Origin of the sequence: Candidatus Tiamatella incendiivivens (assembly GCA_015522635.1) — an archaeon.
GTDB classification, from domain to species: domain Archaea; phylum Thermoproteota; class Thermoprotei_A; order Sulfolobales; family Acidilobaceae; genus Tiamatella; species Tiamatella incendiivivens.
In genome coordinates this window covers 36,537-48,899 of the sequence record WALW01000010.1, presented here as the reverse complement: position 1 = coordinate 48,899, position 12,363 = coordinate 36,537, and the positions used below count along the sequence as shown (strand labels likewise).

General features: G+C 45.0%; 8 protein-coding genes and 1 pseudogene. 3 read left to right on the top strand and 6 right to left on the bottom strand.

What is annotated here, in order from left to right:
* The first annotated feature begins 24 nt into the window (after positions 1 to 24).
* A complete protein-coding gene (hutU, locus tag F7B60_02275) occupies positions 25 to 1,746 on the top strand; it encodes a urocanate hydratase (GenBank protein MCE4614345.1) in 1,722 nt (573 codons plus the stop codon).
* Here the strand turns inward: hutU and hutI are convergent.
* From hutI to F7B60_02260, 3 genes are all read right to left on the bottom strand, one after another.
* Positions 1,740 to 2,987, bottom strand: coding sequence for an imidazolonepropionase (gene hutI, locus F7B60_02270; protein ID MCE4614344.1), 1,248 nt, complete (start codon positions 2,985 to 2,987; stop codon positions 1,740 to 1,742). The two genes, hutU and hutI, sit on opposite strands and share 7 nt — an antisense overlap.
* The gene (locus F7B60_02265; protein ID MCE4614343.1) at positions 2,984 to 3,916 is read right to left on the bottom strand and encodes an agmatinase family protein; all 933 of its coding nucleotides are present in this window, start codon (positions 3,914 to 3,916) and stop codon (positions 2,984 to 2,986) included. Before F7B60_02265 ends, hutI begins: the two co-directional genes overlap by 4 nt.
* Before the next feature lie 90 nt (positions 3,917 to 4,006).
* Positions 4,007 to 6,055: a 4Fe-4S dicluster domain-containing protein gene (locus F7B60_02260; protein MCE4614342.1), complete on the bottom strand. Its 2,049-nt coding sequence runs from the start codon at positions 6,053 to 6,055 to the stop codon at positions 4,007 to 4,009.
* Between the two features lie 173 nt (positions 6,056 to 6,228).
* Between F7B60_02260 and F7B60_02255 the strand changes: the two genes are divergently transcribed.
* Positions 6,229 to 7,158, top strand: coding sequence for a fused MFS/spermidine synthase (locus F7B60_02255; GenBank protein ID MCE4614341.1), 930 nt, complete (start codon positions 6,229 to 6,231; stop codon positions 7,156 to 7,158).
* Here the strand turns inward: F7B60_02255 and F7B60_02250 are convergent.
* From F7B60_02250 to F7B60_02240, 3 genes are read right to left on the bottom strand one after another with little or no spacing between them, the layout of a single operon-like run.
* Positions 7,155 to 9,326 (bottom strand): DEAD/DEAH box helicase, encoded by a 2,172-nt coding sequence (locus tag F7B60_02250; protein MCE4614340.1) that lies wholly within the window; start codon positions 9,324 to 9,326, stop codon positions 7,155 to 7,157. The genes F7B60_02255 and F7B60_02250 overlap by 4 nt on opposite strands.
* Before the next feature lie 42 nt (positions 9,327 to 9,368).
* Positions 9,369 to 11,474, bottom strand: a complete 2,106-nt coding sequence (locus F7B60_02245; protein ID MCE4614339.1) for a minichromosome maintenance protein MCM — start codon at positions 11,472 to 11,474, stop codon at positions 9,369 to 9,371.
* Positions 11,475 to 11,481: 7 nt separating this feature from the next.
* On the bottom strand, positions 11,482 to 12,039 hold the full coding sequence (locus F7B60_02240; GenBank protein MCE4614338.1) for a DNA replication complex GINS family protein: 558 nt from the start codon (positions 12,037 to 12,039) through the stop codon (positions 11,482 to 11,484).
* Between the two features lie 159 nt (positions 12,040 to 12,198).
* Here F7B60_02240 and rfc point away from each other — a divergent pair.
* A pseudogene (gene rfc, locus F7B60_02235) lies at positions 12,199 to 12,360 on the top strand (replication factor C small subunit).
* The last annotated feature ends 3 nt before the right edge of the window (positions 12,361 to 12,363 follow it).

The window sequence follows — 12,363 nt, the reverse complement described above, 5'->3', positions numbered from 1 at the left end:
ATAATCTATTATTGGTGATAATTCTTGCCACACTCAACATTAGAAGACCTCATCTCACAAGGATTCTATGACCCTGAAGCCAGGACAGTAAATATAATCACTGGACCTGAACTCCACACTGCCAGTTGGCAGATAGAAGGAGCTCTCCGTATGTTATTCAATGTACTAGACCCTATGGTCGCTAAGGACACTAAGAACCTTATAGTATACGGTGGGACTGGGAGGGCAGTTAGAAGCTGGGGTGATTTCGAGGCAATAGTTGAAGCCCTTCTATCCTTGGAAGATGATGAGACTCTGCTCGTCCAAAGCGGCCGTGCAGCAGGAATATTCAGGACGCACAGGCATTCGCCAAGAGTACTCATAGCTAACAGTAACCTTGTACCTAAATGGGCTACTTGGGAGTACTTCAGAGAGTTGGAGGCAAAAGGCCTTATAATGTATGGGCAAATGACTGCTGGCAGCTGGAACTATATAGGAACGCAGGGAATACTTCAAGGAACATACGAGACGTTCGCTACAGTAGCCAAGTCCCATTATGATGGAACCCTGGAAGGCAAGTTAGTTTTAACAGCAGGATTAGGGGAAATGGGCGGTGCTCAACCGTTAGCAGTAACTATGAATGGTGGTGTCGTGATTGATGTCGAAGTCGATAAAAGAATGATTGAGAGAAGGTTAAAGCTGAGCCAGCTTAATACTTGGACGGATAGCCTAGACAAAGCACTAGATATGGCGTTTAAAGCGAAGGAGAAAAGGGAGCCTCTCAGCATAGGCTTGCTAGGGAACGCTGCGACAGTTTACTATCAGCTTGTTAAGAATGCCATCATACCAGATATAGTTACTGACCAGACCCCTGCACACGATCCTCTCGCATACGTACCGGAAGGCCTCACTGTTGGGGAAGCAGCAGTGCTGAGGGAAGAGAACCCGGAGAAGTATACTGAGATGAGTATGGAGAGCATGGAGAAGCAAGTGGAAGCGATTGTTGAGATGAAGAGGCGTGGAAGTATTGCATTCGAGTATGGGAACAATATAAGGAAAAGAGCGTACGATGCAGGGTTCAAGGATGCATTCGAGTACCCTGGCTTCGTTGTAGCATATATTAGACCGTTATTCGAGGAAGGAAGAGGCCCATTCAGGTGGACGAGCCTCGTCGGAGACCCCAATGATATATACAAGATAGATGACATGATACTCAGCGAGTTCAGCTATAATAAAGAGCTAACTAGGTGGATTGGGAAAGCCCGTAAATACGTTAAATTCCAAGGACTACCCGCCCGAGTATGCTGGCTTGGATATGGTGAGAGGGGCAGGTGGGCTAAAATAGTTAATAACATGGTAAGACGTGGAGAGCTCTCAGGGCCGGTATGGGTAGGTAGAGACCACTTGGATAGTGGTAGTGTCGCAAGCCCGTATAGAGAGACGGAGGGAATGAAGGATGGTAGTGATGCTATAGCGGATTGGCCTCTCCTCAATGCTCTGCTGAATGCTGTAGCGGGAGCAACCTGGGTTGCAGTACACCATGGTGGCGGAGTCGGCGTAGGTTACAGTATTCACGCAGGATTAAGCGTTGTGCTTGATGGAAGTGAAGAAATGGACATCCGTGCCGGGAGAGTATTCACTACTGACCCTGGGAGCGGTATAATGAGACATGCAAACGCGGGTTACGAGAAGTCTATAAGGATAGCCCGCGAGAAGGGTGTAAAGCTACCTTACATAGAATATATGGATAAGAAGAAAAGTCAATAATTCCTCCTCCATACCTCTTTTCCAGATACATAGACTTTTTCAACCTTATTCACTCCCCACAGATACCCTATCCACCTGTGACTTGGAATCCTCCAGATCACGATATCTGCTCTATATCCTTTCCTAATCCTGCCTCTGGAATCATGGATCCTCAGACTGTATGCAGCATTTACCGTAGCACCGGCTAGGGCTTCTAAGGGAGTTAATCTGTACTTGTATGTCGCTAAATCCATTACCAGTTGGATGTTAGGTGTCATGTTATTAGGGTTATAATCCGTTCCCAACGCGATAGGGACTTTCAATTTCCTTAACTCCTCAACCGGCGGATGCCCCGTTGAGAACATAGCTAGTTCAGACGTAGGGGTCAATCCGGCTGCAACACCCTTATGAGCTAATATCCTAGCATTCTCTGGTGGCATATAGTCTAAGTGATCCATGGCATCTACGGGAAGATCCCCTGCTATCTTGCTACAGCCTATATATGCGAGCTGGTCTGCATGGATCCTTAGTTTGAATCCTAGTTTGAGGCTCTCCTCTAGTATATACTTGGTTTCACTGGGTGTGAATGCTCCTTTGTCGCAGAAGACGTCAGAGTACACAGCCAGTTTTCTTTCCGACGCCTCTACTAGCATTTTGTTTACATAGTAATCTATGTATGCTTTCCGGTCATTCTTATATTCACATGGAATTACATGGGCTTGCATTGTCGGAATTATTCCCGCAGGAGTTTTTGTGGAAATTATATTAGCAGCTTCCATTATTTTAATTTCCCCATCCAAGTCAAGACCGTATCCTCCCTTGATCTCAACTACTGTTGATCCATGCTGAATCATTTCACCTAGAATCTCTAGCCCCCTCAAGACAAGCTCGTCTACTGTGGCTTGGTGGGTAGCGTTAACAGTCCTATAAATACCGCCTCCCTTTCCTAGGATTTCCTCATAGCTCAAACCCATTATTTTATACTCAAATTCGTCCTCCCGGCTTCCAGCGAAAACCATGTGGGTATGTGTATCTATTAACCCTGGAGTAACAAGGTTGCCTTGAGCATCTACTAGTTCTCCCACGTATTTTCCAAGCAGCTCATCAGTATCACCCACATCCCATATTACCCCGTTTTTCACCGCTATAGACGCGTCCCTTAGTATCCCAGCATTCTCCTCAGATACATCTCCAGGAACGGTATTATTGAATGTTACTAGTTCCCCTACGTTATATATGACAAGGTCTACCTTCTCCTTCAACCTATACTACCTCTGCAGATGAAATGCATAGCATGCATTACTAAACTAGCAGTCAACCTGCTAGTTATATCGTTTAAGTCGACAAGAGGGGATACTTCAGTGAAGTCTATTCCTCTCGGATTCAATTTCTTAACAGCATATTCGAGGATGGCTAGCGTTTCCCTGGGGTTCATTCCTATAGGTGACGGTGCATTAACCCCGGGAGCGTATGCCTGATCCAGATGATCCATATCTACGCTTATATAATAGTAGTCTAGTTTTTCATCGGCTAACCAGTCGACTGCTTTGAATGCCGGCTTCATCCCGTCTCGAAGGATATCATTGAGACTGGTTGTTTTCACACCGTATTTAACAGCTAGCTCGGCAAGGTAGGGTGGATTACTGTATTCTAGGACACCTACTAGGGCTGTTTTCAAGTTATTCGAGCCATACTTCCCGTATAATTCCCTGAGCCATGTACCACTACTGTATCCTTCCTCTAGCTTTCTCATATCGTAGTGGGCGTCGAAGAATAGTAAACCGACTTTACCTGATTCTAGTAATCCGCGTAGTACTGCTCCTGTTATACTATGATCCCCACCTATGATAACCATAGTTTTATCATTGTATGTGAATAGTTTCTTCATTACACTAGTTATTCTTTCCCTACTAGTACTCCAATCCCCAGAAGCTATGCGAATATCCCCAGCGTCATATATTTCACAGTCGAAGTCTCCTAATATGGGGTGGAACGTTGTTAGCGAGTACAAGTATTTCCTTACGGTTTGAGGGGAGAACCTTGATCCAGGTCTCCCAGTTACATTCCAGTCCCAAGGAACTCCAACCAATACTATATTAGAATTCTCTAGTGAATCCAGCTTGTTCGATACCCTTTTGTCTCCCAGGTCTCTCATAAGGTGTGTTCCAGGCTTAACTAGGAGATCATCCAATAAGTGGTCACCAAATAATATGAATGTACATTCTAGTTTATAGGTTAAAGACCTGGAAAGATGTATGCGAAGTTAAAAATTAGGGTTTCATTATTGGCTGCCGGATTCTCCCCCAGCATCCTCAAGTGATTCTGCCAGTATTTCAGCTATGTCCTTGACCTCCATGCCGAACTGATCTACTTCCGCTCTGAACATTGTATTACAGTATGGGCAAGCTACAGCCACTACCTTAGCACCGGTCTCACTCGCCTCCTTTGCTCTTATAGTAGCCAGCCTCTCTCCTTGTTTGATCTCGTAAAACATCTGACCTCCTCCGCCACCGCAGCAGAAGCTGTTTTCACGGTTTCTAGGCATTTCCTTCAGCTCTACGCCTGGTATGCTCTTTATCACCGCTCTAGGTTCGTCGAAGTGGCCGTTCCATCTTCCAAGATAGCAGGGATCGTGATATGTTAATGCTATTCTAACTTCTTTGCTTGGCTTGATCTTCCCTTCCTTTATTAGGCGGGCAAGTAGTATTGAGTGATGCTCAACTTCTAGGTTTATACCGTATTTCCTGTATTCATTCTTGAATACGTGGTATCCATGTGGGCATGAGACCAGTAGTTTCTTGAATTTGTATTGACCTAGTATCTCCTGGTTCTGTTTAGCTGTTTCGCTGAAAAGGAATTCGTCCCCCATTCTCCTCGCCGGCTCCCCGCAGCATGCCTCATCCGTTATGACACCAACCTTATACCCCACTTTCTTCAGGATCTTTATCAAGCTCTCAGCTACAGGCCTGATCCTAGGATCATAGCTCGTCACACATCCTATCCAGTATAGGTAGTCATATTCTTCATCCGGCTGTGCTATAATATCATCTCCAAATTTCCCTGCTAGCTCGTTAATCCAGTCCTCCCTGTCAGCAGGGTTAAATCCGAAGGGATTACCCATTTGCATCATATTGTAGAGGGCGTTCCTAGCATCCTCAGGTATAGCCTTCTCGGCCTCCTCGCTTTCCAGTATGCTATACTCACTGACTAGTCCTCTCCTGAGGTTAAGGATCGTATCAACATGGTTGTTCAATACGGGGCACTGATAGATACACGCACCACATGTAACACAACTCCATACGGTATCTGGATGTATTTTACCTTCATCATCCCCGATTACTTTGTCATCCCACTTACCTTCTAGCATAAGGTTTCTCATAGTGATTAACAAGTCCCTCGGCGAGAGCGGTTTACCACCGTTAAAAGCTGGACAGGCGTTAGTACATCTCATACAGCTTGTACAAGCGTCATAATCCATTCTCTGCTTCCAGCTTGTATCCGCCAGCTTGACTATTCCAAACGTTTCTCCTTCATCAACTTTCTTCTCTATATCCTCGATCTCCACGAAATCAACCATACTCTCCCTAGTATAGGCAACGTTTGCACTTCCAGCGAGTATATGCCATAGATTAGTCCAGGGAAGCGTTGCTAAAGTAGCCATTACGATAGTTAGATGTGTAACCCAAGTTATTCTATACGCGAGAATTAGTGTCGATGTACTCACGCCTAGCATCCACTTCCCAATAAGGTATCCTACCGGGTCAAAGTAAGGGCTCGAAGCTCCCTCCGCAATTCTATAGCCAGCATCATTCATACCTGTTAAGAAGAGGCCTGTCGTCGCTATTGTTAGGAAGGATAAGTGTATTACATAGTATACTTTATCCTGCGGCAAGTTGTCTTGGCCGCTTGCCCTTCTTATTATAGCGAGAATGCTTCCCACTATAACTGATAGGCCTGCTAGGTTGTTGAGTAGCTTATAGGTTTTGTAAACATCTCCAGTTAGTATATTAACCACATGGAGGTCTACTGCTCTCAACAAGGTTGCTATCAGAAGCCATGCCATACCTAGGTATATGAGAAGATGTATAGTCCCAGCCCAAGGCTTCATTATCACCTTATACTGTAAAAGAGCATATTTAACGAGATTCCAAGTCCTTTTACCCAGCTGGTTAAACGGTATTTTCTGGCCTCCGTAAGTCCAGAGCTTGTAGTGCTTATAGAAACCGTATAGGATTCCAATTACTGCTAATGTGGCCAAAATATATACTATTGGCTCTAGATCCTCCGTATGCCAGAAGTGATGTATCCATACAATATTAGTTCCAGCCATTTTGCCATGCCTCTCCCAACCCTTTCAATGTCAGCACAAAACTACGGTGGTTTGTATATGACAATTACATTAAAAACATCTTTCCCTTTCTTAGCAGAGCAACGGTAGTAACAACGTCAACCCTTTATTCTTATTAAACACAATCTTCAAGGGTTGAATAGAGGTGGTATATCTTGAAAGATACAGGGATGTATTACTGGAACTGGCATGTTGAATGGGATACCCTGGATGATGGCCATCTGACTAAGGTGTTCAAAGTGTACTATACCGGGTCAACGAAGCACCAGCGGGTTGAGGTTATGGATTTAGGAGTTTACGGTAAATCGCTTATCTTGGACGGTAAGATTCAGTCCACCCTTCTCGATGAGAAGGTTTACCATGAAGCTCTCGTCCACCCACCTATGCTGCTCCACCCGAACCCTAGAAGGGTTTTAATCCTGGGAGGCGGAGAGGGTGCTACTGCTAGAGAAGCTCTTAAATACAACACGGTTGAAAGAGTGGTTATGGTCGATATTGACAACGAGTTAATTGAGCTTGCTAAGAAACTACTCCCGGAGTGGCATCAGGGATCGTTTGAGGATGAGAGGCTTGAACTGTTAATCGAAGATGCTAGAAGATACGTGTTTGAGAACGCTAGTAAGGAAGAGTTCGACGTTATTATAGGTGATTTGGTTGACCCTCTCGAGGCCGGCCCTGCTGTTAAGCTTTATACTAGAGAGTTCTATATGAAGCTGAAGGAGCTTCTTTCTAGTGACGGTATATTCGTTACGCAGAGCACCAGCCCAACGTCGACTCCTCGCGCTATGGGGATAATAAAATCCACCCTAGAATCGGTGTTCGATCGGGTTGAACCATATATGACGTATATGAGGGGGTTTGACAGTATGTGGGGGTTCAATCTTACAGGCATGAAGTATAGACTGTCATCACTCGATGAGGAGACTTTTAATAATAGAGTGAAGAGAATTAAAGGTGGGCTTGAGACGCTTGATTTCCAGTCCCTACTATGGATGAGGAGTTTACCATTATTCGTTAGGAAAAATCTTGACAAGTATAAAGGTATGGTTTCAACCGACGAGGAGCCCGTATTCCTCGAAGTCTAGGTGAATGAAAGTATCCCATGCCTTTCAATTTTCTCTTTCTCCTCTGACCCCTCCACATGGACACCTAGTTGCTCGAGGATCTCGCGGGCTACTATATAGCCTATTGTAGGTATCTTAACTAAATCCTCCAATTCAGCCTTCTTTAGATCAGCAACAGTCTTATACCCGTATTTATAGAGCAATCTGGCTCTCACTCTACCTACTCCCCTTATCCTAGTCAGCTCGAGGACCTCTTCTTTGACACCATACTTAAGCCTTTCCTCCAGCCTCTTAGCAAACCCTTGTAAATCCTGGGTCTCCGGGAAGAGTGCCACTATCCTGGAGACCGAGTATACTAGCCAAACACTTGTCTCAACGATAGATGAGACATCGCCAGGGCCGACATTATATTTGGACTCAATGTCTTTGAGAGGAGTTTCGTTAACCCAGTCCTCAAGGAGTGCAGCAGTTTTCACAGCCTGAAGATACCTAGCTTCATCATCTATGAATTTCTCGGGTGCCACTATAAGCTCTGAATACCTTTCATCTATAAGCTTGTATAGTGCTTCTATATCTCTTCTCTGCAGCCTAACCAGCTGAGCGTCTTCTGTCATTGATACCAGGTGCAGTATACCGAAAACACTCTTGAGAGGCCTTTTCCTCAAGTATTCCGTTATGAATTTAGAAGACATAGGATCAAGGTAGAGTAGACTGGTTAAGAGGCCTAGACGGGTTGGCTGGTAAATACCTCTCTCTTCTACAATCATATTCCATTTGGCTAGATCTTTGATAGATTCTTTTAGTATGAAGCTTATGATCGTCCTACTCTGTGTCTGGGCTGCGTATAGAGTGTTCATTACCAGCTTATCTATATCCTTGTTCCTCCTAGCTAACCCAGATGCTATTGAGGCTAACAATATTATTCTGAGAACCCTTTTATTCGCTAATTTACTGTGCAAAGGCTCAGGCTGTCTTTTGATGTAATAGTCAATTAACTCCTCAGGATCGTCTGATGGTCTGGCTACGATAACTGCTGTACCAACTTCGTCATATCCGGGGCGGCCTGCTCTACCAGCTAATTGCTTGTACTCAGATACGCTTATCGGTGTCCTGAAGCCTTCCTCATACCTTACGTATTCATCTACAACTACATATCTCGCAGGCAGATTTACACCGGCGGCAAGCGTCGGTGTTGCCACTATGACGTTTATTCCCTGCCTTCTGAAGGCATCCTCTATTGCGGTTCTCTGCTGGTTGGAGAGCCCTGCATGGTGGAATGATACTCCCTTGGATACTAGTGAGGATAGTATCTCACTTAGCTCTGTTCTCTCAGACGTTTTCTTTATTCTCTCCGCAGCTTCTAACGAGTTTTTATGATCGTAGTTTAGATGCTTGTGTTTTGATGTTATTTTCTTGGCTAGGCTTACTGCTTTCCTGCGGCTCTGGACGAAGACTATGCTTTGGCCCCCTTTACTTGATACTTGCAAGACGAGATCTATTGTCGGATTCCCCGTTCTCTGAGATACTGGCTCGGTTTTACCGTTAGCATAGTATATGAACCCGTCCCTATACACTCCTTCTCTTAGGGGAACTGGCCTCCAGTTCGTCTTTACTAGCCTTGCATTGATCCAGTCAGCTATTTCCTCTGCATTAGAGACCGTGGCAGATAATCCTATAAGCTGTATCTGGGGCGCCTTATACTTTAGTGCTGATACTATTAGTTCTACAATAGGCCCTCTCTTCGGGTCTGATATATAGTGGAGTTCGTCTATGACGCCGACGCCTATTTCCGTTAGGAAGTCCGGGTTTTTCCTTATGATACTATCCATCTTCTCATAGGTGGACACGACTATATCAGCTTTCTTGAGCTTCCATTCAGGTACTTCGAGGTCTCCTACGATGGTCTCCACTCTATAACCAAGACATCTGCCTACCGCTTCGAAGAACATCTTCTTCTCGAAGGCAATACTTCTCAGGGGAACAGTGTAGAAAGCTTTAGATACTCCTCCATTGACTTGTGAGGCTATGCCTAGTGCTGCCACTAGAGTTTTACCGCTAGCCGTAGGAGTTGTGACTAGAAGGTTCTTACCCTCGAGCAGGCCTTTCTCAACCGCCTCTATCTGAGGCGGATATAGTTCTCGTATTCCCAGGCATTCTAATAGCTTCCGCGGCTTACCGTTTATCTTCAATTCCATTAGCACTCCTAAAAGTATACAGAGACCATGTTATAACTATTCTACGAGGCTATAACACCTCTTACCTCCCTCAGTCTTGAAGAACACTGAGCCCTCCGAGCTCAGGAGTCTTAGAACTTCTCTCACCTCCTCGTCACCTATATCCCTAGTCCTAGCCCTCTGGTAAATATCATCAATTAAAGCACACTTCTTCTCGCTAGCTGAACTCAGCTCCTTTATTATCCTTGTAACCATCTTAATAATCTCCCTCTTCCTCCTCGTCCTACCAGTCGTCAAAGAATCAATATCAGGTAAACCTGTCTCAACATCAAGATTGATGTTGTGAAGGAACTCGTCCATAAGCCTGATAGCAGCCGCCGCGTCTTCATCGTCGGCTACTTGCTTCAGTTTCAGCCTTGCATGAGCCTCAGTAAGCCTGATAAGAGCTTCGAGCTGCCTGGTTGTTATGGGTATAGGCGGTGTTCCACCCATTTCACCTGTTTTCTCGAATTCCAGGGCTTTCTTCCTCATATTAACATAGAACTCCTCTATGAGCTTAGCTGCCTCCCTCGATATCCTAGGCTTGACATAGCGCCTTGCATAGCTTATGTATTTCTTGAGTAGGTCAGGGTTTACTGGAGGTGAAAACTTGTCAACATCACTGTGAACATTTAGTACATACTCTGCAAGTGCCCTGTCTTTCTTCTCGTTGGGTTTATCCTTTAGAAGCCAAATTAGATCAAACCTGGAAACTATAGGAGGCGGTAAGTTGAGGTTTTCCGGTATCGACAATGTCTCATCGTATCTTCCGAACTTAGGGTTGCCGGCTGCTAACACGCTCGTCCTACTATTCAGGCTAGCGACTATACCGGCTTTTGCTATGCTAACCGTCTGTTGCTCCATTGCTTCATGTATCGCACTCCTATCCTCTTCCCTCATTTTATCTATCTCGTCTATAGCAGCTATTCCTCCATCCGCTATTACAAGCGCTCCTGCCTCTAGATACCATTCCCCTGTTGTCGTGTCTCTTAGAACTGCAGCCGTCAATCCAGCTGCCGTCGATCCTTTACCGCTAGTATATATTCCTCTAGGGGCTAGCTTGACTGCGCTTTGCAGGATTTGCGATTTACCTGTACCAGGATCTCCTACAAGTAGTACGTGTATATCGCCTCTAATCCTTGTCCCATCTGGAGTGAATTTTGGTACCCCACCGAATAGGAGGTATGCTATGGATTCTTTCTCACTCCACATTCCGTATAAGCTAGGTGCTATGCTTAGAACGATCTTCTGAACTATCCATGGGTCACTCGCTAGTTCCCTTATTTTCTCCTCGTCTTCCCTAGTTATCACTACCTCTTCCAGCATTTTCTGCGATACACTCACGGATATTGCTTCTATGAAGGGTGTGAAATAGGGTTTAGACTGCGTGTCATGGCTTAAGCGTACGGTTCCTACGATTGTGACTCTATCCCCCGGCCTGGCTATATCGACTAGATCACGAGTTAGCCTTACTTGAATGCTTCTTGGAAGCTGTCCCCCTGGAGTTTCCTCCGGTTTTTCTTGGACACTTATTTTCTGCCAGTCAACAAAGACTGATCTCTCCCTGACCAGATCGAATTTCCCGCCGGACCTGCCGCATCTAGGGCATATGAGCGGTCTTTCCAGTCTGTCCTCTATCTCGCCTTCCTCCGGATAGTAGAAGAGTTCCCCATCACAATTAGGGTCCTGGATCACGTGCCTGTATGCAGCTTTGATCATTTTCTCTTTTATCGGCGTGACTCTCGTCACGATTCCCTCCACTTGAACTAGTCTACCAATGTAATCGGCTTTGATGCTTCTAATTGGAGTTGTTTCCGGTAGGCCCCTTATTCTAGGATAGAATTCACCCGCCTTCTCAGCGTATTCAGGATCCTCTACTAACACTATTTCCCGTATAGCTGCAGCAACATCCTTTAAGCTCTTCTGCGGATTCTCGACTAATTCCATTGCAAGGTCTAGTTTGTATGTATAGAGGTCTAGATAGTCTATGATAAGGCTTTTCTGCCTGAGGTTAATCATTCTCCTTATTCTCTCCATATATTTCAGAGCACCGCTTCTATCCCTGAAGTTCCTCAGGAAGTCTATATACGCCTCTCTCCCAGCCAACTCAACCTCTATAGTCAAAGCCTAATCACCTTCCTAGATAACCTATGATTCCTTCACGCCAAGTCTTCAAAGTTTCAAGAAGCGTTTTATACAATATCTTTTCCTCAGGAGTCATCTTATCTAACACACTATCGTCACCGCCTGCAACAACAAGTCTCACTATCTTGTTAAGCCTCCTGTCTACAATATCCGCGAGAAGCTTCTCTGTATTCGCTCTATCATTGAATAATGAGGGACTAGGGTTTTCTTTTATAGCTCTATTCAAGTTCTCAATGTATTCTCTAACCTTCAAGTAGAACCTAGGGGGAAGCTGGGCTAACTGAATCGCGCCTCTAGAGTTGACTTCTGTAAAATGAACTCGAGCGATCTCCTCAGAACCGATCTCGGCTTCCTTTATCTCGACTATACCGCTATCCCGAAGCTTCCTTGCTTGCCACCTGGGAAGATCTAGTTCTTCGCCTCTCTGGACTACAGTAACCCCGGAAGGCGCCGGTATTTCCGCCTCCCTCAGTACTAGAACTCTAACAGGCTCCAACTCGTAATCCCCTTCAAGCAGTTTAAGCCTGTCACGAATATCAGTCATGGAACCACAACTCCAATAATCCCCCAACATCTATCATTAATATTGTGTAAACTGTGATAATAGGGTTTCCATCAAAACCATTAGTTCGCAGGGTTTTATATCGCAACAGTCAAATATGAACAAATAGGATAAACCACGCTTCAAAAAGGTGCTTAAGCGTTGAGCAGTGAAATATACGAGTTACTGTGGGTCGAAAAATACCGTCCCAAGACGCTGAAAAACATCATAAACCAGAAGGAAATAGTTATTAGAATGCAGAAATTTATAGGAGAAAAAAACATGCCGCACCTTTTATTCGCTGGCCCGCCTGGTACAGGTAAATGC

Coding starts and splice junctions, on each gene's coding strand:
- F7B60_02260 (MCE4614342.1), bottom strand. CDS start 6,055: ATGGCTGGAACTAATATTGTATGGATACATCACTTCTGGCATACGGAG.
- F7B60_02240 (MCE4614338.1), bottom strand. CDS start 12,039: ATGACTGATATTCGTGACAGGCTTAAACTGCTTGAAGGGGATTACGAG.